The organism is Brevundimonas sp. AVps7 (assembly GCF_058681545.1).
In genome coordinates this window covers 1,377,121-1,395,791 of sequence record NZ_CM178742.1, presented here as the reverse complement: position 1 = coordinate 1,395,791, position 18,671 = coordinate 1,377,121, and the positions used below count along the sequence as shown (strand labels likewise).

19 protein-coding genes and 1 tRNA gene are annotated in these 18,671 nt (G+C 67.3%); 10 read left to right on the top strand and 10 right to left on the bottom strand.

Annotated features, from left to right (window positions below):
- Positions 1 to 142: 142 nt before the first annotated feature.
- The gene (locus ACW17Y_RS06760) at positions 143 to 778 is read left to right on the top strand and encodes a murein L,D-transpeptidase catalytic domain-containing protein (protein WP_492037999.1); all 636 of its coding nucleotides are present in this window, start codon (positions 143 to 145) and stop codon (positions 776 to 778) included.
- Here ACW17Y_RS06760 and purD read toward each other — a convergent pair.
- Together purD and ACW17Y_RS06750 are read right to left on the bottom strand one after the other, a co-directional pair.
- Positions 775 to 2,058: a phosphoribosylamine--glycine ligase gene (gene purD, locus ACW17Y_RS06755; protein WP_492037998.1), complete on the bottom strand. Its 1,284-nt coding sequence runs from the start codon at positions 2,056 to 2,058 to the stop codon at positions 775 to 777. The genes ACW17Y_RS06760 and purD overlap by 4 nt on opposite strands.
- A 47-nt stretch (positions 2,059 to 2,105) precedes the next feature.
- Positions 2,106 to 2,261 carry a hypothetical protein gene (locus tag ACW17Y_RS06750; protein WP_492037997.1) on the bottom strand — a complete coding sequence of 52 codons (156 nt, stop codon included), beginning with the start codon at positions 2,259 to 2,261 and terminating at the stop codon, positions 2,106 to 2,108.
- A 62-nt stretch (positions 2,262 to 2,323) separates the two neighbouring features.
- Between ACW17Y_RS06750 and xseA the strand changes: the two genes are divergently transcribed.
- From xseA to ACW17Y_RS06730, 4 genes are all read left to right on the top strand, one after another.
- The gene (xseA, locus tag ACW17Y_RS06745) at positions 2,324 to 3,916 is read left to right on the top strand and encodes an exodeoxyribonuclease VII large subunit (protein ID WP_492037996.1); all 1,593 of its coding nucleotides are present in this window, start codon (positions 2,324 to 2,326) and stop codon (positions 3,914 to 3,916) included.
- 41 nt (positions 3,917 to 3,957) lie between these two features.
- Positions 3,958 to 4,152: a DUF2093 domain-containing protein gene (locus ACW17Y_RS06740; protein ID WP_492037995.1), complete on the top strand. Its 195-nt coding sequence runs from the start codon at positions 3,958 to 3,960 to the stop codon at positions 4,150 to 4,152.
- A complete protein-coding gene (locus ACW17Y_RS06735) occupies positions 4,149 to 5,009 on the top strand; it encodes a M23 family metallopeptidase (RefSeq protein WP_492037994.1) in 861 nt (286 codons plus the stop codon). The genes ACW17Y_RS06740 and ACW17Y_RS06735 overlap by 4 nt, the downstream gene beginning before the upstream one ends.
- Positions 5,010 to 5,095: 86 nt before the next feature.
- Positions 5,096 to 5,629 carry a response regulator gene (locus ACW17Y_RS06730; RefSeq protein WP_492037993.1) on the top strand — a complete coding sequence of 178 codons (534 nt, stop codon included), beginning with the start codon at positions 5,096 to 5,098 and terminating at the stop codon, positions 5,627 to 5,629.
- Between the two features lie 4 nt (positions 5,630 to 5,633).
- On the opposite strand, the gene ACW17Y_RS06725 is transcribed toward ACW17Y_RS06730, so the two are convergent.
- Positions 5,634 to 6,476: a lysophospholipid acyltransferase family protein gene (locus tag ACW17Y_RS06725; protein WP_492038252.1), complete on the bottom strand. Its 843-nt coding sequence runs from the start codon at positions 6,474 to 6,476 to the stop codon at positions 5,634 to 5,636.
- 79 nt (positions 6,477 to 6,555) lie between these two features.
- Positions 6,556 to 7,326, bottom strand: coding sequence for an SDR family NAD(P)-dependent oxidoreductase (locus tag ACW17Y_RS06720; RefSeq protein ID WP_492037992.1), 771 nt, complete (start codon positions 7,324 to 7,326; stop codon positions 6,556 to 6,558).
- 109 nt (positions 7,327 to 7,435) lie between these two features.
- Here ACW17Y_RS06720 and tipF point away from each other — a divergent pair, with 109 nt between their 5' ends.
- Together tipF and ACW17Y_RS06710 are read left to right on the top strand one after the other, a co-directional pair.
- Positions 7,436 to 8,710 (top strand): flagella assembly cyclic-di-GMP phosphodiesterase TipF, encoded by a 1,275-nt coding sequence (gene tipF / locus ACW17Y_RS06715; protein WP_492037991.1) that lies wholly within the window; start codon positions 7,436 to 7,438, stop codon positions 8,708 to 8,710.
- Positions 8,711 to 8,720: 10 nt separating this feature from the next.
- Positions 8,721 to 9,155 (top strand): HIT domain-containing protein, encoded by a 435-nt coding sequence (locus tag ACW17Y_RS06710; RefSeq protein ID WP_492037990.1) that lies wholly within the window; start codon positions 8,721 to 8,723, stop codon positions 9,153 to 9,155.
- On the opposite strand, the gene ACW17Y_RS06705 is transcribed toward ACW17Y_RS06710, so the two are convergent.
- Positions 9,152 to 9,502, bottom strand: coding sequence for a DMT family protein (locus ACW17Y_RS06705; RefSeq protein WP_492037989.1), 351 nt, complete (start codon positions 9,500 to 9,502; stop codon positions 9,152 to 9,154). The two genes, ACW17Y_RS06710 and ACW17Y_RS06705, sit on opposite strands and share 4 nt — an antisense overlap.
- A gap of 76 nt (positions 9,503 to 9,578) precedes the next feature.
- On the opposite strand from ACW17Y_RS06705, the gene ACW17Y_RS06700 reads away from it, so the two are divergent.
- Both ACW17Y_RS06700 and ACW17Y_RS06695 read left to right on the top strand, forming a co-directional pair.
- Positions 9,579 to 9,654 (top strand) — tRNA-Thr (locus ACW17Y_RS06700).
- A gap of 94 nt (positions 9,655 to 9,748) precedes the next feature.
- The gene (locus ACW17Y_RS06695; RefSeq protein WP_492037988.1) at positions 9,749 to 10,528 is read left to right on the top strand and encodes an alpha/beta hydrolase family protein; all 780 of its coding nucleotides are present in this window, start codon (positions 9,749 to 9,751) and stop codon (positions 10,526 to 10,528) included.
- Here the strand turns inward: ACW17Y_RS06695 and ACW17Y_RS06690 are convergent.
- The 4 genes from ACW17Y_RS06690 to ACW17Y_RS06675 all read right to left on the bottom strand — a co-directional run bounded on the left by ACW17Y_RS06690 (position 10,498) and on the right by ACW17Y_RS06675 (position 17,293).
- Positions 10,498 to 11,625 (bottom strand): JmjC domain-containing protein, encoded by a 1,128-nt coding sequence (locus ACW17Y_RS06690; protein WP_492037987.1) that lies wholly within the window; start codon positions 11,623 to 11,625, stop codon positions 10,498 to 10,500. The two genes, ACW17Y_RS06695 and ACW17Y_RS06690, sit on opposite strands and share 31 nt — an antisense overlap.
- Positions 11,626 to 11,699: 74 nt before the next feature.
- Complete coding sequence (locus ACW17Y_RS06685) at positions 11,700 to 15,029, bottom strand: TonB-dependent receptor domain-containing protein (RefSeq protein WP_492037986.1); 3,330 nt, start codon at positions 15,027 to 15,029, stop codon at positions 11,700 to 11,702.
- Positions 15,030 to 15,422: 393 nt separating this feature from the next.
- Positions 15,423 to 16,202: a LytR/AlgR family response regulator transcription factor gene (locus ACW17Y_RS06680; RefSeq protein WP_492037985.1), complete on the bottom strand. Its 780-nt coding sequence runs from the start codon at positions 16,200 to 16,202 to the stop codon at positions 15,423 to 15,425.
- Positions 16,199 to 17,293, bottom strand: coding sequence for a sensor histidine kinase (locus ACW17Y_RS06675; protein ID WP_492037984.1), 1,095 nt, complete (start codon positions 17,291 to 17,293; stop codon positions 16,199 to 16,201). The genes ACW17Y_RS06680 and ACW17Y_RS06675 overlap by 4 nt, the downstream gene beginning before the upstream one ends.
- Before the next feature lie 256 nt (positions 17,294 to 17,549).
- Here ACW17Y_RS06675 and ACW17Y_RS06670 point away from each other — a divergent pair, with 256 nt between their 5' ends.
- Positions 17,550 to 17,909 carry a MarR family winged helix-turn-helix transcriptional regulator gene (locus ACW17Y_RS06670; protein ID WP_492037983.1) on the top strand — a complete coding sequence of 120 codons (360 nt, stop codon included), beginning with the start codon at positions 17,550 to 17,552 and terminating at the stop codon, positions 17,907 to 17,909.
- Here ACW17Y_RS06670 and ACW17Y_RS06665 read toward each other — a convergent pair.
- Positions 17,906 to 18,661, bottom strand: coding sequence for a response regulator transcription factor (locus ACW17Y_RS06665; RefSeq protein WP_492037982.1), 756 nt, complete (start codon positions 18,659 to 18,661; stop codon positions 17,906 to 17,908). The two genes, ACW17Y_RS06670 and ACW17Y_RS06665, sit on opposite strands and share 4 nt — an antisense overlap.
- Positions 18,662 to 18,671 lie beyond the last annotated feature (10 nt).

The following is an 18,671-nucleotide window of genomic DNA, read 5'->3' as shown; positions in this document are numbered from 1 at the left end:
CATACGCTTCAGCGGATTTCGGCCAAGGCTTCGGTTGAACCCGGCGGCGCATTTGTGAAACAAGTCATCGCTTCGGCATAACCGCTACGAAGGGCGTCGCATGCGGCTATCGAGACGGGGATTGATTCTGGGTGGGTCGGCGATGCTCGCCGGCTGCGCAACCGCACCCGCCGTCGTCGAAACCCCGATCGTGCTGGCCGCCGCGCCGCCGCCTCCACCGCTGCCGCGCATCCCGCAGATCACGCCGCCGCCGCTCGATCCGCGCCGTCTGGTCCGTCCGGAGCTCATGAGCCGCGCGATGGCCGCACTCGACGTACACAGCCACCGCATCACCCTGCGCGACCGCATGTATCTGGTCGACTTCCAGAAATTCTCCGGTGACGCCCGCATGTTCGAGGTCGACCTGATCGGCGGCCGGGTCACCGCCTTCCGCACCTGCCACGGCCGCGGCTCGGACCCGGAGCACTCCGGGTTTGCCCGCCGGTTCTCGAACACGCCGGAAAGCTACATGTCCTCGGTCGGCGCCTATGCCACCGCCGGCGCCGGCTGGGGCGCGCAGCAGGGGCCCAACGTCCTGCTCGACGGGCTGGAGTATTCCAACAACCTGGCTCGCGACCGCGCCATCATCGTCCACGGCGCCGACTATGCCGACCCGGACTTCCTGGCCCGCGAAGGCAAGCTGGGTCGCAGCTACGGCTGCTTCTCCACCGCCCATACCGACCTGCCGATGCTGCGCGAGCGCATGGGCGAAGGCCGTCTGCTGTTCGCCTACGCCTAGGCCTCGTCCCGCTCCAACGCGCGCCAGCCGATGTCGGTGCGGCAGAACCCGCCCGGCCAGTCGATCTTCCTCACCGCCGCATAGGCCCGCTCGCGCGCCTCGGCGATGTCGTCGCCCTCGGCGCAGACGCTCAGCACACGACCTCCGGCCGCGACCAGGGTCCCGTCCTCGCGGCGCTGGGTGCCCGCGTGGAACACCTGGACGTGCGGGCCGAAGTCCTGTTCCGCGCCCCGGATGATCGAGCCTTCCAGCGGGCTGTCGGGATAGCCCTTGGCGGCCATGACCACACAGATGACCGTCTGCGGCTTGAACTCCGGCTCCGGCAGGCGCGACACGTCCCCGCGCGCGCAGGCCAGCAGATAGGGCACGATGTCCCCCGCCATCCGCATCATCAGGACCTGGCATTCCGGGTCACCGAAGCGGGCGTTGAACTCCACGACCTTGGGGCCTTCGTCTGTGGACATCAGCCCGGCGTAGAGAACCCCCTTGTAGGGCGCGCCCTCGGCCGCCATCGCCTTCAGGGTCGGCTGGACGATCCGGCGGTTGGCCGCCGTGACCAGGGCCTCGTCGAACACCGGCGCCGGCGAATAGGCGCCCATCCCGCCCGTGTTGGGCCCAAGATCCCCGTCGAAGGCGCGCTTGTGATCCTGGGCGCCGCCGAACAGGACGGCGCGCTTGCCGTCGCACAGGGCGAACAGGGACCCCTCCTCGCCCTCCATGAACTCCTCGATGACGACGCGCGACCCGGCCGAACCGAACCTCCCGCCCAGCATCCGCTCGATCTCGGCCTCGGCGTCGCGCCGGTCGGGGCTGATCGCCACCCCCTTGCCCGCCGCCAGACCGTCCGCCTTGATCACATAAGGCGGCTTGAATACCTGCAGCGCTGCCTTGGCGTCCTTCACCCGGTCATAGACGCCGTAGTGGGCTGTCGGAATCTCGTGCCGCTCCAGGAAGGCCTTGGAGAAGGCCTTGGACGTCTCAAGCTGGGCCGCCTTGGCGCTGGGTCCGAAACACGGAATGCCGGCCGCGTTGAGCAGGTCCGCCAGCCCGGCCGCCAGGGCGACCTCGGGCCCTACTACGACCAGTCCGACCTTCAGCTCGCGCGCCAGTCGGGCCAGGCCCTGGGCGTCGTCGGCGCGGACATCCGGCACGCATTCGGCGGCCCTGGCTATGCCGGGGTTTCCGGGCGCGCAGTACAGTCGGTCAATGAGCGGCGATTGCCGCATTTTCCAGGCCAGGGCGTGCTCGCGCCCTCCCGATCCGACCAGCAGGATATCCATGCGCGCGGAATGGCCGCGCGGGCCCCGCTGGTCAAGGCCGCAGACGCTCAGAGCAGGGCGGAAACCACATAGACCAGGGCGGCGAGCATGAAGATCAGGCCCAGGATCACCCAGATGCTCACTGCCGAGTCGCCACTGCGGCGCGAAAGCGCGCGCTCGTCCGGGTTCTCTTCATCGCGCGGGGGGATGCGATCGTCGTTCATGCCGCCGGTATAGGACGAATGCAGCGGTTTCCGCACCCCCTCGGCGACGCTACAGTCGCCCCATGACCGACGACTACGTCTTCGCAGGCCCCACCGACGCCGAGCCGGCCACGCCGCGTGACAACAACCCGCCCCTGTCGATTTCAGAACTGTCGTTCGCCCTCAAGCGCACGCTGGAGGACCGGTTCGGTCATGTCCGGCTGCGGGGCGAGGTGTCCAAGGTCAACCGCCACGCCTCTGGCCACATCTATCTGACGCTGAAGGACGACAAGTCCGCCATCGACGGCGTGGTGTGGAAAGGCGCTGTGCGCGGCCTCGGCGTTCAGCCGGAGACGGGGCTTGAGGTCATCGTCACCGGCAAGATCACCTCCTACCCGGCGCGGTCGTCGTATCAGATCGTGATCGAATCGATGGAGGCGGCCGGCGCCGGCGCACTGCTCGCCCAGCTCGAGCGGCTGAAGGTCAAACTCAGCGGCGAGGGCCTGTTCGATCCCGCCCGCAAGAAACCGGTCCCTCTCTACCCACGCACCATCGGGGTTATCACCAGCCCGACCGGCGCCGTGATCCGGGACGTCCTGCACCGGATCTCCGAGCGCTGGCCGTGCCGCGTCATCGTCTGGCCGGTGGTGGTTCAGGGCGACGCCGCCAGCGGCCAGGTCGCGAACGCCATCCGGGGCTTCGACGCCATGACAGCCGGCGGGGCCATCCCCCGACCGGACCTGCTGATCGTCGCTCGCGGCGGCGGCTCGGTCGAGGACCTGTGGTGTTTCAACGACGAGGGTCTGGCTCGCACCGTAGCGGCCGCGACCATCCCGATCATCTCGGCCGTGGGGCACGAGACCGACACCACCCTGATCGACTTCGTCTCGGACCGCCGCGCTCCCACGCCCACGGGCGCCGCCGAACTGGCCACTCCGGTCCTCGCCGACCTGCGCGCCTTGGTCACCGATCTGGAGCGCCGTCTGGATCGCGCGGGCGCCCGCCTGCTGGAGGATCGCCGGGTTCGCCTCCGTTCCGTCGCACGCGGCCTGCCTGCCCGGCCGGAGGAACTGGTCGCCCTGGCCCAGCAACGTCTCGACCACGCCTCCAGTCGCCTCGCCTCAGGCCTCGGCCGCAACACCGAACTGCATCACCGGCGTCTGGTCGCTGTCGGCGGCCGCTTCGCTCCGGCCCTGCTGGATCGCGCCATCGAGCAGCGAACGGCGCGGCTGGAGAGCCAGTCCACGCGTCTGGTCGCAGGTCTGGGCGCCAACGCCGCTGTGCACGAGCGCCGCTTGCTGAAGGTAGCCGGTCGCCTGACACTCGACCCGATCCACCGCCGCCTCGACCAGCGAGTTTCACGACTTGAGACGGTCTCCGCACGCCTGTCCCGCCCTGTCCCCCAGTCGCTGGAGCGCGCCGGGGCCCGCCTCGCCGCCCTCGCCCGCGCCCTGGCCACCCTCGACCCGAAACGCCCCAAGCCCGGCTTCGCCCGTATCGACGATGAGACGGGCGCCATGGTGTCGTCCGCCGCCGCCCTGTCGCCGGGCCAGGCCGTGACCCTTGTGTTCCCCAACGGGTCCAGGGGAGCCCGAATCGAAGGCGACGCTGCGCCCAGGCCCAAACCTGTCGCCAGGCCGAAGAGCGCAGCGACCTCGCAAGGCGATCTCTTCTAACCCTCTCCCGCTGGGAGTGGGTTCACGTTATCCTCCATCCCATGACCTCCGCTCCCTCCCCTGCGACACTCCACTACGGCGACGGCGAGTTCGCCGTGCTGAAGCCCGGCCCCTTCGTCCTGTGCGCCGTCAGCGGCCGCCCGATCCCGCTCGAAATCCTGCGCTACTGGTCCGTCGAGCATCAGGAACCCTACTTCGGCCCGACCGAAGCCCTGTCGCGGATGGTCGATCAGTGAGCCCCTCGCGGCGCGGCCTGATTCTGGGCGCCGGCGCCGCATCGCTCGGCGGCTCCGCCTTCGCCCAGACGAACGATGGCCTCGCCCTGACCGGCCGCTTCGTCCAGGGCGGGTTCGCCATGGGTCGGGCGGCGCCGCGCGCCATGGTCTTCGTGGACGGCGAGGCCCTGACCACCGCCTCCGCCGCCGGCCTGTTCGTTGTCGGCTTCGACCGCGACGCCCCGCCTTCGGTCCAGCTGGAGGTGCGCAGCCAGAACCGCGTCGCCCGACGCACCCTTGCCATCGCCCGCGGTACCTTCCCCTCCACCCGCATCGACGGTCTGCCCCGGTCGACGGTCGAGCCCAGCGACCCCGCCCTCCTCGCCCGCATCCAGCAGGAGATCGCGCTGAAGACCGAGGGTTTCGCCAGCCGCACGGAGGCCGACGACTTCCAGTCCGGCTTCTCCTGGCCGCTGGACAGCTATCGCGTCACCAGCCTTTGGGGCTCCCAGCGGGTCCTGAACGGCACGCCGGCCCGGCCGCACTACGGCATCGACCTGGCCGCGCCCGCGGGGTCGCCGATCAGGGCGCCCGCGAACGGGGTCGTCACCTTCGCCCGACCCGGAATGCATTTCGAGGGCGGCCTGACCCTGATCGACCACGGCCAGGGCCTGATCACCGCCTATCTGCATCAGTCACGAATCGACGTCCTGCCGAGCCAGAGAATCACGCGCGGCGATGTCATCGGCCGGGTCGGAATGACCGGCCGCGCCACCGGTCCGCACCTGTGCTGGCGCATGAAATGGCGTGATCGCAACTGCGATCCGTCGCTCATGGTGGGACAATCGGCGCCAGAAAACGGTTACTCGACCCGCTAGGCTCTTGATCTGCGTGGACCTTGCCGCGCTTTGCCCGTAGAATCGCCGATTAGACCGCCGTAGGGGCGGCGTCGAACTGTCACCAAATGTCTGCCCTTCAATCGCTCAACATTCTGCTGGTCGACGATAACCAGCACATGAGAGCCATCACGTCCGCCATCCTGCAGTCCGCCGGCATCCGCAACATCCGCGAGGTGTCGGACGGCGCGATGGCGCTCGACGTCGTGCGCGATCACCAGGTCGATCTGGCCATTGTCGACTTCAACATGTTCCCGCTGGACGGCGTCGAGTTCACCCGCCTGGTCCGCAACAGCCCCGACAGCGCCAACCCCTACCTGCCGATCATCATGATGACCGGCCATTCGGAAAAGCACCGCGTGGTCGAGGCCCGCGACGCCGGCGTGACCGAGTTCGTGGTCAAGCCGATCACCGCCAAGGCCGTCTTCGACCGCATCCAGGCGGTCATCATGCGTCCGCGCCCGTTCGTGAAGACCGACGACTATTTCGGCCCGGACCGTCGGCGGACATCGAGTGTTGCGAGCTACAAGGGTCCGCGCCGTCGTTCGACCGACGTGGCGGAAACCGCGTCGACCGACATCGAGGGCGCCGGCAAGGCCTGATCGCTCAGGCGTCCTGCTCCAGCGCCTTGTAGACCCGGTCCGGCCAACGCTTGTGGACCCAGAACCAGTCCACCGGATGCTCGCGCACCCTCTCCTCGATGAAGCGCGTGATCGCCTGCACGCCGCGAGCGATGTCACCCGTCCGGTCACCGGTCTTCGCCAGCTCGATCGGCTCGTGCGCGGTGACCCGGAACCGCACGCCGGGCAGCCGCACCACCGACATCGGCTGCAGCACCGTGCCGAAACGCAGCGCCAGCCGGCTCGGCCCCGGCGCCGCGTTGACCGGCTGACCGAAGAAGATCACCTCCGGCCCTTCCGAGAATTTCTGGTCGTTCATCAGGGCGACGCTTTCGCCCCGCGCCATCCCGGCCAGCAGCTCGCGTGCGCCGTCCCCGCCCTTGGGCGCGAACAGTTTGATGCCGTAGCGCGCGCGCGCCGCGATGATCTGGGCGTCGACATAGGGGTTGTTGGCCGCGCGGTAGGTGACCTGCACCGGCACGCCCGAGGCCACGAGCACCGCCGCCATCGTCTCGATATTCGCCAGATGGCCGGAGACAAACACCACCGGCTTGCCGGATGCCCGGATGGCCTCCAGCCGCTCGGCCCCGACGATGTCGATCCGCCCCGACGCCGGGGTCAGTTTGTCCATCACGGCCGTCTCGGCGAAGGTCCGGCCGGTCTGCTCCCACTGCGCCAGGGCCAGCCGCCGACGTTCGTCCTCCCCCATGTCAGGGAAGGCGATACGCAGGTTGCGCAGCACTGTCTTCTGCGTGCCCGTGATGGGACCGAGCGTTTTCAGCACCCGGCCGCCGAAGTTGGACGCCGCTTCCAGCCCGATCAGCCGCATCAGGCCGATAAATCCGGCGAACGCAGCCGCCTCCAGCCGCCAGATCAGATCCTGGCGCAGGCCCGGGATCCTGGCGTCCTCACCAGGCAATCGTCAGCCCGCCGTCCACCACCAGGGTCTGGCCGTTCACATAAGATCCCGCCTTCGAGCACAGATAGACGGCCGTGCCCGCGATCTCGTCCGGCTGGCCGATCCGCTTCATCGGGTTCGGCTCGACCGTGACCTTCAGCACCTCCTCGTTCTCCCACAGATAGCGGGCGAAGTCGGTCTGGATCAGGCCGGGCGCGATGCAGTTGACCCGCACGTTCGACGGCCCCCACTCCACGGCCAGGTTCCGCGCCAGCTGCATGTCCGCAGCCTTCGACACGTTGTAGGCGCCGATCAGGGCGTTACCGCGCAGGCCGCCGATGGACGAGATGATCACGATCGCCCCGTCCTTGCGTTCTAGCATCTGCGGCGCGACCATCTGGGTCAGCCAGTGGTTGGCCAGCACATTGTTGTGGAAGATCTTCTCGAACTGCTCGTCGGCGATCCCCGCCATCGGCCCGGCATAGGGGTTGGACGCGGCGTTGCAGACCAGGATGTCGATCTTGCCCCAGGCGGCGTTGGTCTCGTCGACCAGCCTCTGCAGGTCTTCCTTCGAGGCGATATTGGCCGGAATGGCCATGGCCCGGCCTTCGCCGTACTTGCCGTTGATCTCGTTAGCGACCTCGTCGCACGGCCCGGCCTTGCGCGAGGAGATGACGACTTTCGCCCCATGCTCGGCCATCCGTTCGGCGATCGCCTTGCCGATACCCTTGGACGAACCGGTGATGACGGCGACCTTGCCGGTCAGATCGAACAATTCCATGCGTATCCCCTGTTTCCGGCGTGGTTTCTTCGACCACACCCTAGCTGTTTCGTCCTGATACCCCGATACTCGGACGATTCCATCCGGGAAGTCGGACTTCACCGTTCCCATGCGCGCACTGACCAACGGTTTTCTGTTCTTCGGCTACGTCTTCCTGGCGATGACGGTCGGCGCCTTCCTGTGGCGCGCGGGCCTCGGCATCGGTCCGGGCGTGGCAGCGACGCTCGGCGTTCTCGGCGTCCTGACGGCGGTCCACGCCATCTTCACCGGGATCGGTGAACGCAAGGCCCTGCGCGCCGAGATCGGTCAGGTCCGGGAAGCCCACCGCCTGCTCGCCGACGCCATGGAGCAGACCCAGACCGCGCTCGGCGACCTGGCCACCGCCATCGAGGCCGGCGCCCTGACCCGCACCGACGAACTGACCGGCGAAGTCCGCATGCTGGAGGATCTGATCCAGCAGATGAGCGTCTCGATCGACGAGCGGCTGAAGGTCGCGCCGATGGTCGCCCCCGACAGCGCCGAGGCCCGCCGTCACCACCAGTCGAACCTGCTGCTCAAGACCGTCCACGACGCCCTCTCCGAGAACCGCGTCGACCTGTACCTGCAGCCGGTCGTCACCCTGCCCCAGCGCCGCACGGTCTTCTACGAGAGCTTCACCCGCCTGCGCGATTCGACCGACCGGGTGATGATGCCGGCCGAGTATCTGTCCATCGCCGAGGGCGAGGGTCTGGTCCCCGCCATCGACAACCTGCTGCTGTTCCGTTGCGCCCAGATCGTTCGCCGGCTGGCGCGGCAGGATCGCAAGGTCGGCGTCTTCTGCAACGTCGCCCTGTCGTCCCTCGGCGACGAGACCTTCTTCCCGCAGTTCCTCGAGTTCCTGTCCGAGAACCGCGACCTGAACCAGGCCCTGATCTTCGAACTGGGTCAGGCGACCTTCGACGCCCGCGGCGCGGTCGAGGCGCGCAACATGGCCAAACTGGCCGACCTCGGCTTCCGCTTCTCGATCGACAAGGTCCAGACGCTGGATCTCGACTTCAACGACCTGCAACGCTCCGACGTCCGCTTCGTGAAGGTCTCCGCCGACCTGTTGATCGAACAACTCCTCGACCTCGACGGCGGCTCGCCGATCCCGAGCCTGCGCGACATCCAGGCCGCTGACTTCGCCCAGCTGACCCGCCGCTACGGGATCGAGGTCATCGCGGAGAAATGCGAGAGCGAACGCCAGATCGTCGACATCCTCGAGCTCGACATCTCCATGGGTCAGGGGCATCTGTTCGGCGAACCCCGCGCCATCAAGGAAGCCGTCCTGGCCGAGACCGACCCGCCCGCCGACTTCGTGCGGTCCACGCTGATCTCGGCCGAGAAGCGCAGGCGCTACGCCTAGGTCGAGCCCTATGACCCTGCATGCCCCCTACGACCCGTCCAATATCTTCGCCAAAATCCTGCGCGGCGAAATTCCCAGGGTCACGGTGTGGGAGGACGACGCCGTCCTCGCCTTCATGGACGTCTTCCCCCAGTCCGAGGGGCACGTCCTGGTGATCTCAAAGACCTCTACCGCCCGCAACCTGCTGGAGGTCGAGCCCGAGACCCTGACGACCCTCGCCGCCGCGACCCGGCGCACGGCCCGCGCGGTCGAAAAGGCCCTCTCCCCCGACGGCTTTTCGATCATGCAGTTCAACGGCGAGGCCGGCGGTCAGACCGTCTTCCACCTGCATTTCCACATCATCCCCCGCTGGGCCGACCGCCCCCTGAAGGGCCACGGCCAGGCCGGCATGGCCGATATCGAGGATCTGAAGGCCACGGCGGCCAGGATCGCAGCCGCCCTCTAGAACGGTCCCCGGAACACGAACCAGGCCCCCGCGAAAATCAGGGCGAAACCGCAGGCGTGGTTCAGTGTCAGCTTCTCGCCCAGCACCGTCACCGAGAAGACGGCGAAGACCAGCAGGGTGATCACCTCCTGCATCGTCTTCAGTTCGGCCGCCGAATAGACCTGATGCCCGATCCGGTTCGCCGGCACGGCCAGGCAGTATTCGAAGAAGGCGATGCCCCAGCTGACGATCACCACGATCCACAGCGGCCTGGACCCGAACTTCAGATGGCCGTACCAGGCGAAGGTCATGAAGACGTTCGACAGCACCAGCATGACCACGGGCAAGACATAGGACGGGTTCGGCATGGCGTTTGTTAGCTTGCGCCCTCGCCCTCGCGCCAGCTAAACCCCGCGCCTGATCACCGCCTTCGGTGGTCCTGGGGCCGGCTTAGCTCAGTTGGTAGAGCGCCAGTTTTGTAAACTGGATGTCGCGGGTTCGATTCCTGCAGCCGGCACCACTCCGCCTGTCGCAATCCGCCGGTTCGTCGCAGATCCGGGCCGGTTGGACGCATCGCGCTTGCCGCCCCCGGCAGCACCGTCGATGCTCGCCCCATGCGCCTGGGCCCTCCGATACCCGGAACAATCAGCCGTCGCGCGGGCCTGAAACTCGGCGCCGCCCTCGCCGTCGGCGGCCTGATCAGCGGCGCGCGAGCCCAGTCTGCGCCGCCGGGCCTGCGTCAGGCCAGGTTCCGGACCCGGGGCGAGGACCGCACCATCCTGCTCGTCGAACCCTCGACCGACGGGCGGGCCTCCGGCGCCGCCATCATGCTTCTTCACGGCGCCGGGGGCCTGCGGTCCGACGTCCCGACCTTCTACCCCCATGCCCTCGACTGGTCTGCGCGCGGCTACACGGTCGCCATGCCCAACTGGTTCACCGAGACCGGCGATCCCCGCACTGAAGACGTCCGCTGGTGGGCCCAGTCCGTGGCCGATGCGACGGCCTGGACCGCCGCCTTGCCCGGCGTCGACCCGCAAAGGCTCGGCGCCATGGGTTATTCGCGCGGCGGCTATCTGGCCGCCGAAGTGGCGGTGCAGAGGACCGACATCCGCGCGGTCGTCGGCGTCTGTTCAGCCGGCAATGTGGAGCCCGACGACATCGTGCGACGTCCGCCGGTCCTGCTGATCCGCGCCAGCCTGGACGACGTCATCCCCGACCACCGCACCCTGCGCTGGGCGCGCATCCTGCAGAGCCGCGGCGTGTCCGTCGAAACCGTCGTGCTGCCGGGCGAGTCTCATCAGCTGACGCCGACAGCCTGGTCGACCGTGTTCGATCGGGCCGACGCCTTCTTCGCCCGCACGCTTCAGACGGCCGAAAGCGCCCCACCGTCCTGAGCGGACTTCAGCGCCGCCAGCAGGTCCTCCTCCCGCACGAAGTCGAACCGCGCGACAAACTCTTCCACGGCGAACCCGGGCTGGGCATAGGCCCAGTCCATCGCCACCGCGACAGGACCGCTGAATGCCGGCCCCCGCAGTCCCGTGGCGCGGAGCAGGGTCAGCGGTCGCCGCACCGGCAGCTGATACTCCGCCGCCCGCCCCACCAGCCGCTGCTGGGCCATACGGACTTCATCCCTGAACGCCGGAGAGCCGGCAATCCGGCCGAGATGAGCGGCGAGTGCCGCCAGATGGCTCTGGAGCACCTCGCCGTTCCCTGCCCCGTCAGGCAGCCAGGCCCGGAACAGGCCGGACTGCATCGCCGCCGCCTCCAGCAGCTTGAAGATCACACGGCCCGTCAACGGCGTGGCCGAGAATGTCAGGTGCAGCGAGGCCTCGCCCTCGGTCATTGCGTCGTGGAACCAGCCCCGGGGCAGATAGAGGACGTCCCCGGCTCGCAGCGTAAGCTCCCGGGTCAACGGCCCCCGGTTGGCCTCGAACCACGCCCGAACCTCCGCATGAGAGCCTGACGGGAAGGCTTCAGGATTGTCGGCCTGGCGCTCGTACAGCCGCCAGGTCTTCTCGCCCTCGCACTGCAGGACCAGAACGTCGTGGATGTCGTAGTGGGTCCCGAACGCCTGCACGCCGCCGAACGAGCAATAGGCGTTCACCCCGACGTCGGCGGCCAGGGTCCGCGCGATGTCGTGCGCCAGCGCCCCGATCTCCGGCGACAGGGTCTGGAGTTCATTGGCGACCAGACTGGCCCCATCGGCCAGAAAGACGTTCACCAGCGCTGCGACCGGCCGAAGCACGGAACCCTGCGGGGTCCTCGCTTCGGCGCAGTAAAGCTCCGGCGCGACCGGATCGCCATTCTCCATCAGACGCAGGCTCGAGGCTGTCCAGAGACCGGTCTGGGACAGCAGGCCGTTGAGCGCGGCCCACCCGAAGACACCGGACCTCGCTCCGTGATTGGCGCGAGCCACGAAAGGCGCACGGTCGTAGGTCAGGTCGAAAAATTCGTTGGCGGACGCTGGATGGATCAGGTCCTGGAAGCGCATCACCTCGAACTCCACTAAAAGGGGAAATGGGGCGGCCCTTTCGAGCCGCCCCATCCGTTGGCCGTCCGCTGGTTTCAGAACGGTCGGAAGTTGAGCCCGATGAAGAAGCGCGTGCCGTAGGGGTCGAAGTTCGGATAGAGCGTCGTTCCCAGGTAGCGGGCCTGTTCGGCATCGAAAGCGTTGACCACGCCGGCGCGGACGGAGACCTCGTCGTTGACGGTGTATCGAACCGTGAAGTCGTGGCGGGCGAAGTTGCCCGTCGCGATATCGGCCGGCACGCGAGCGTCCGGGTTGCCGGTCTGGCCATAGGCGCGGAAGCCGCTCGCATTGTCCGACGACGTCTGCCAGTCGACCGTCCAGGTGACGCTGAGGCGGTCTACGGGCGTGTACGTCAGAGCCGAAGTCAGGCGAACGCGCGGATAGGCGGTCGCGGTCAGCAGGCCGATCGTGCTGTCCAGGCCCGTGTAGTCGGCCGGGTTCTGGGCATTGTTGAACTGCTTCTGCTCGATCAGCCACGAGCCGGCCAGGCGGTAGTTCAGACGGCCCGCGTCGAGGCCAAACGCCTCCTGCAGGTCCAGCCGGTAGTTGGCCGTGAAGTCCAGACCGCGGGTGGTGCGCTTGGCATAGTTGATCGAGCCCTGGATGAAGGCTCCGATCGGGTCGCCGGTCGGCGCGCCGATGGCGAAGGGCAGGTTCGGGTTGTTGCGGAAGATGGTGGCGCAGGCGGCCTGGTTCAGGCTCGGTCCGTCGACGCAGTTCTGGGCCGCCACGATCGGGGTGATCGCCGCGATGACGTTGGTGATTTCGATCTCGTAGTAGTCCAGCACCAGGCTGAAGTCCGGGAACATCCGGGGCTGGAACACGGTCGAGAAGGTGAAGCTGTCCGATTCCTCAGGCGTCAGGAACGGGTTGCCGCCCGACACGCCCTGAACGGAGCCGGAGCCCAGGGGCGTCGGATCGAAGTCGTCCGCGATGCCGGGAGTGGCGCCGGCGAAGTCGAAGGTCAGGTTGCGGGCGGCGGCCAGGGCCGTGCAGTTGGCGATCCGGTTGGTGCGGAAGGCGGCGTTGACGGGCGCGTTGATGTTCGCCGTCGAGCAGGGATCGGTGAAGGCGAAGTTCGCGAACGACGGCGTGAAGGTCGCGAAATTCTCGGTCAGATTCGGCGCCCGGAAGGCGGTGTTGAAGCTGGACTTGAAGATGACGTCGCCGATCGGGCGATAGATCAGGTTGACGCCGTAGACGTCGCCGGTGCCGACCGTGGTGTAGTCGAAGGAGCGATACGATCCGCTGAGTTCGGCGTATTCGCCCAGCCAGCTGTCGCGGAACAGCGGCAGAGAGAGTTCGACGAAGGCCTCTTCGGTCTCATACTGCGAAGCCGGAGTGGAGCCGACCACGAAACCCTGGGTCAGGCGACCGACGTTGTCTTCCTCGTAGCCCAGACCTTCGGTGTACTCGCGACGGTATTCGACGCCAACGGCGACGCCGATCGGGCCGGCGCCCCAGAAGTCCCACAGTTCGCCGGAGACCGAGGCCAGGGCCTGCTCCTGTTCGACGTGTTCCTCCAGGTCGCCGGTATGACCGATATAGGCCAGCGCGGCCTCCGACTGGTTGCCCTTGCCGAAGATGTTCAGCGGACGGCACTCGTTGATCGCCGCCTGGCCCAGCGGGTTGTTGCGAAGATCGCCGCCGCGGATCTGGTCCGCGATCGTGGCGACGTTCTGGGCGCGAAGCAGTTGCACCCGGCAGACGATTTCACCGGGACGATTGTTGACGATGCCCGCCACGTCGAAGACGGCGTCGGACGCATAGGCCTGGCGCTCGGTGTCGATGGCGGTCGAGAACGATTCAATCTCGACCTCGCCGTAGGTGTAGCTGAGGTCCCAGTTGACGTTGTCGACGAAGGCGACGCGATCGATGCTGCCTTCGAGCGAGCCGACGAACCGGCTCAATTCGCGGGTGTTGTTCAGGAACCGGTCCTTGCCGCGCACGGCGGCGCGCGCGAAGGGCGCGGCGACGGTCGCGCCGGTCGGCACGCTGGGCGCATCCGCCGTCGGCTGGGTGTAGACGATCAACCGGTTGTTCTGGATCGCGGTGCGCACATTGGCGGGCAGGAAGGCGTTGTCGCTCAGACGGATGTGATACTGCGAGCCGCTGACGATCTGGCTGACCTGGTTCGCGGCGCGGCCGTCGTTGATGTAGACGTCGAAGAACGACGCCTGTCCCATCGCGTAGTTGTCTTCCTGGACATTCTTGGCTTCGAGCCGAAGCGTGATGTCGTCCGTGATCGACCAGTTGGCGCCGGCCGCCAGGCGCGTGGCCGAGCCTTCGGGGAAGAAGGTGAACTGGGCGAACTCCGACGTGTCCTCCCCGTCGCCGCCGATGGTCAGCAGGCGCGACAGGCCGGTGCCCACACGGGTGCCGAAGTCCGTGGGCCGACCGACGGAGCCGTCGAACACATAGGAATAGCCCGGGTTGGGAAGGGTGCAGTTGCCGTTGATGAAGTTGGCGGCGGTCGCCCCGGTGCAGTTGTTGTACGGGATGTCGGGATCGCTCAGCGGGCTGCCCGGCTGATTGTTGGCCAGGTTGACCACGCTCCAGCGAACGCGCTGCAGGGATCTCAGGCCCGAATAGACGCGCGCATCGACAATGCCATCCGTCTGCGGGCCGAGGCCGAGCCCCGCCGCCGGATCGACGTCGGTGCCGACCAGGCCATAGTTGGCGCTCAGCCAGTCGATGTGGTCGTTGGTCAGTTCGTCCAGGTCTTCATATTCCGCGAAGGCCCAGAGGTTCAGACGGTCGTCGAACAGGTTGACGCCGGCCAGGGCCGAGATGCGGCTGTTGGCCTGGCCGTCCTGGTTGATCTGGCCATAGTGGGTATCGATTTCGAGGCCTTCGAAGTCCTTGCGGAGGACGAAGTTCAGCACCCCGGACACGGCGTCGGCGCCATAGACCGACGAAGCGCCGCCGGTGATGATCTCGACGTTCTCGATCAACAGGCGCGGAATGGAGTCCACGTCGACCGCCAGCGATCCGCCGAGCGAACTGACGTGACGGCGACCATCCACCAGGGTCAGTGTGCGACCCGCGCCGAGCGAGCGGAGGTTGGCGAACGCAAGGCCGACAGACCCGGTGCCCACGGTGTCCGAGGGAACCTGCGAGTTCGACAGGGCCGGGATGGTGGCCAGATAATCGATGACGGTCGACAGGCCCGTCGAGGTCAGCTCTTCGCGCGACACCTGGATCAACGGTGTCGGTGCGTTTGTCGGATTGCGACGGATACGCGAGCCCGTGACGACGACTTCCTCGACCTCCGTGGCTTCGTCGTCCTGCGCCGGCGCGGCGTCCTGGGCGAAGGCCGGCGCCGTCATGGCCATCAAGGCGCCGCTGAAAATGGTCGTCGCCAACAGTCGCTGACGGGTGAAGTGAGTTCTCAAAGCCTGCCCTCCTGAGCCGCCGGGAGATCTGCGGAGACTTCCGCACGGCTCCCGGCCGTTGATGCGCACCAGCCCACTGCCGAATGCAGTCGTTGCTGATTTGCAGGAAGACTATCGACGCATCATTCGTCACGAAACCGAAGAATATCGTTCTCATGAAGTTGACTAACAGCCGACACCGTTCGAACACACTAGAAATATTTGTCACATGACAAATTGTTTACTTCAGCTATCACTCCAGTCGAGTTGTGTTGCTCAAACTCGGAATGCCAGACCCGCCGCAGCCGTGATCGCGCACGCCGCCGCGCCTGCGTCTCCACGGAAAAAGCTGTCAGAAAGAAGCGGCTCCGGCGCGGCCCGCGTTCAGCGCGATCGCTGGATCTTCATCGACTGGGTGACCTGGTCGACATAGCTCGGCCCCACGACCAGCTCCTTGCCGGTCGAGAGCGTCAGGATATAGCCCTTGCCCGTCCGGCGCCTCAGCCCCCGGACCCGCTCCATGTTCACGATCACCGAGCGGTGGCAGCGCAGGAATCGCGCCGGGTCGAGACGCTGCTCCAGCGAACTGATCGTGTCCCGCAGCGTGTGCGAAGCCGCCTGCAGATGCAGTTCGACGTAGTCGCCCTGCGCCTCCACATAGTCGACCTGGTCCAGCGCCAGCCGGTGCAGACCCGTCGCCTTGCGGACCCAGATCTCGGTCTCGTAGTGGGCCGTCTTCGCCGCGTCCTGAGATGCCGCCACCAGCTTTTGCAGCTGGGCGAACCGGTCGTCGGCGCTGCGCGCCTCCAGCCGCCCCTTGGCCCTGCGTACCGCGGCCCGCAGCCGCTCGAACTCGAACGGCTTGGTGATGTAGTCGGCCGCCGCAATGTCGAACGCGCGCACCGCGTATTCCGAGAAGGCGGTCAGGAAGATGATCTCCGGGATATGATCCGCCGGCTGCAACCGCTCCACCAGCGTCACCCCGTCCACACCGGGCATCTGTATATCCAGGATCGCGACGTCCGGGCGAAGCTGCTGGATCAGCCGCTCCGCCTCGCCGCCCGACCGCACGGCGCCGACCATCTCTACCTCGGGAATACAGGCCAGGGCCTGTTCCAGCCGCTTGAGCGCCAGCGGCTCGTCATCCGCGATCAGGACCTTCATGCGGTCGCCTCGACATCGAACGGCAGGCTCAACGTCACCAGCCATCCCCCTTCGGCGCGGGGACCATAGGTCAGGTCGAAGTCGCCGTCGTAGATCATGTCGAGCCTCTGACGCACGTTCTGCAGGCTCCGCCCCAGACCCGTCACGGCGGGAATACTCTCCGCCCGCGCGTCGTCGCAGATCGTCAGTTTCAGACCATCCCCCTCGCGATCGGCCCGGATCTCCACCGCCGTCGTTCCCGCCGAACAGGCCAGTCCGTGCTTGATGGCGTTCTCGACGAACGGCTGAAGGATCAGACTGGGCACGAGTGCCCCTTCAGTCTCCGGATCGACGACGATGCTGGTCTTCAGCCGGTCGGAGAAGCGGACCTCCTCGATCGATAGATACAGGCGCTGCGCATCGACCTCGGCGGCGAGGGTGACGAACTCGCGCGGCGCGGCGGCCAGGGTGTGCCTGTAGAAGGCGGCCAGCCGCAACAGGGCCTCGTCCGCCTCGCGCGCCCGCCCCTCCCCGATCAGGCCGGAGATCGCGTTCAGCGCATTGAACAGGAAATGCGGCTGGATCTGATAGCGCAGGGCCGCCAGCCGCGCCTGCTGCTCGGCGTCTCTCGCATCGGCCATCGCCCTGTCCTGCAGGCGCAGGCTCTCGGACCCGACCAGGGCCGCATACAGAGCCGCCCAGGCCATGAAGATCCACAGGAAGCCGAAGTAGCTCGGAATGAACTCGGACGGCGAAAGGTAGAGCTGCGGCCTGACCTCGTAATACGCCGAGAACAGTTTGAAGAAGGTCTCGTTCAATCCCGTCTGCAAGGCGCAAGCCACCAGCGACGCCAGCGCCGCGCGCCTGAACTCGTCGAGGATGCCTCCGCCTCGGTAGCGTCGCAGCAGCGCCAGCATGGCCAGGGTGATGATCACCCCCGTGGCCGTCGTGCAGCCGCGCGCCAGCATGGAGCCCGGGTCGCTCGTGTATCCCAGGAACATCGCCCTGCCCGCCACGATCACACCGTGGGCGACCCAGATCACCACGCACAGATAGATCATCATCCGCTCGTAGCGGCTCTGGTCGCCCGTCTTTGAAGGTGCAGTCGGCATGGGCGGCGTCGTCTTCCGGAAGCTGATGCAGAGGGCCACGAAACGGTGGGGAGATCAAAGGCTCCGCGACCAAGCGGCGCCTCCGCGCGACGAATATGCAATGCACGGGCCGCGCACCCGACAGGTTGCGGCCGGAGCCCCCTCGAACGCGACGAACGACGTGACAATGCGGCGAACCGACTGATCCGGACGATGGGTCCCGGCAACCGCGTCCTAGGCTGGAGCCGTTCGTTCCCTGCGAGTCCCGAAGTCGTTCATGGTTCACCTTTCCCCTTCAGGAGCAGCCGGCTCCAGCCTCCTCGCATGCCTGGCCCTCGTCACCCGGACCGCGCCGGAGATGCGGCTGAACCAGGTCGTCATGTTCCTGCTCACCGCGCGCAACGAGGGCCTGCTGATGGCTGACCTCGCCCATCAGTGCGGCGAGAGCTATTCGACGGTCTCGCGCGGCATCCGCAAGCTGGCGTCGCCCGGCGATCCCGGCGCCCTCGCGCCCGCCTATGGTCTGGTGGAACTGCTCAGCGACGCCGACGACCGGCGCGCCCGCCACATCGTTCTGACGGACAAGGGACGCGCCCTGGACCAGCGCCTGACCGCCGCGCTCTCGGGGCGGGGCTAGACCTCGATCAGCGGCGGCGCGAAGAAGTAGCCCCGGCCTCGGGCGGTCATGACGACCGAGCCGTCGTGATCCCCCAGCGTCCTCCGCAGCCGGACGATATTGGTCCGCATCGCGCCTCTGGGATTGGTCAGCGCCTGGCCCACAACCGTCCGCGAATTCTCGTGGGTGATCAGGACGTCCGGCTTCTGCATAAAGTCGGTCAGCAGTGCGTATTCCGATGGGGTCAGGGAGATCACGGTCCTGTCCGGCCGGGTCACGGTGCGCAATGTCGAACTCACCAGCCAGGACGCCTCCTGCGCACTCCGGCCTTGCCGCCCCACCGACGCGCGTCGCAACAGGGCCCGCATCCGCGCCAGCAATTCCCGATGATTGCAGGGTCTCTGCAACAGGTCATCGGCCCCGACCTCAAGCGCCAGAATCCGCTCGGTCAGGTCGGCGTCCTCCGACAACACGATGGTCAGCATCGAATGCTCGGCCATCAGGGCGCGAAACAGCTGCAGCCCGTGCATGGTCGGCGACGACCCGACGATCATCAGATCGACGCCCTGCTCGCTCAGAAGCGACCGCGCCTCCTCTGCGTCCACGGCGGTCAGAACCTCGAACCCCTGCCGCTCCAGAAACCCGCCGAGGTCCGCCAGCAGCGCATGATCCTGATCGAGCAGGAGCACGGTCGCCTGTGGCTCGACGTTCGGCGCGGGCTGCAAGTAGCGGCTCCATTTCGACGGCGACGATTGAAGCTGGTGTGTCTGCATGTCCTCCCTC

Bases quoted from the DNA above. Each gene is read 5' to 3' on its own strand.
- ACW17Y_RS06670 (WP_492037983.1), top strand. From the start codon at position 17,550: ATGGTTCACCTTTCCCCTTCAGGAGCAGCCGGCTCCAGCCTCCTCGCA.
- ACW17Y_RS06690 (WP_492037987.1), bottom strand. From the start codon at position 11,625: ATGCGCTTCCAGGACCTGATCCATCCAGCGTCCGCCAACGAATTTTTC.
- tipF (WP_492037991.1), top strand. From the start codon at position 7,436: ATGCGCGCACTGACCAACGGTTTTCTGTTCTTCGGCTACGTCTTCCTG.
- ACW17Y_RS06675 (WP_492037984.1), bottom strand. From the start codon at position 17,293: ATGCCGACTGCACCTTCAAAGACGGGCGACCAGAGCCGCTACGAGCGG.
- ACW17Y_RS06695 (WP_492037988.1), top strand. From the start codon at position 9,749: ATGCGCCTGGGCCCTCCGATACCCGGAACAATCAGCCGTCGCGCGGGC.
- xseA (WP_492037996.1), top strand. From the start codon at position 2,324: ATGACCGACGACTACGTCTTCGCAGGCCCCACCGACGCCGAGCCGGCC.
- ACW17Y_RS06750 (WP_492037997.1), bottom strand. From the start codon at position 2,261: ATGAACGACGATCGCATCCCCCCGCGCGATGAAGAGAACCCGGACGAG.
- ACW17Y_RS06760 (WP_492037999.1), top strand. From the start codon at position 143: ATGCTCGCCGGCTGCGCAACCGCACCCGCCGTCGTCGAAACCCCGATC.
- ACW17Y_RS06725 (WP_492038252.1), bottom strand. From the start codon at position 6,476: ATGCGGCTGATCGGGCTGGAAGCGGCGTCCAACTTCGGCGGCCGGGTG.
- ACW17Y_RS06665 (WP_492037982.1), bottom strand. From the start codon at position 18,661: ATGCAGACACACCAGCTTCAATCGTCGCCGTCGAAATGGAGCCGCTAC.
- purD (WP_492037998.1), bottom strand. From the start codon at position 2,058: ATGGATATCCTGCTGGTCGGATCGGGAGGGCGCGAGCACGCCCTGGCC.
- ACW17Y_RS06705 (WP_492037989.1), bottom strand. From the start codon at position 9,502: ATGCCGAACCCGTCCTATGTCTTGCCCGTGGTCATGCTGGTGCTGTCG.
- ACW17Y_RS06680 (WP_492037985.1), bottom strand. From the start codon at position 16,202: ATGAAGGTCCTGATCGCGGATGACGAGCCGCTGGCGCTCAAGCGGCTG.
- ACW17Y_RS06740 (WP_492037995.1), top strand. From the start codon at position 3,958: ATGACCTCCGCTCCCTCCCCTGCGACACTCCACTACGGCGACGGCGAG.
- ACW17Y_RS06710 (WP_492037990.1), top strand. From the start codon at position 8,721: ATGACCCTGCATGCCCCCTACGACCCGTCCAATATCTTCGCCAAAATC.
- ACW17Y_RS06720 (WP_492037992.1), bottom strand. From the start codon at position 7,326: ATGGAATTGTTCGATCTGACCGGCAAGGTCGCCGTCATCACCGGTTCG.
- ACW17Y_RS06730 (WP_492037993.1), top strand. From the start codon at position 5,096: ATGTCTGCCCTTCAATCGCTCAACATTCTGCTGGTCGACGATAACCAG.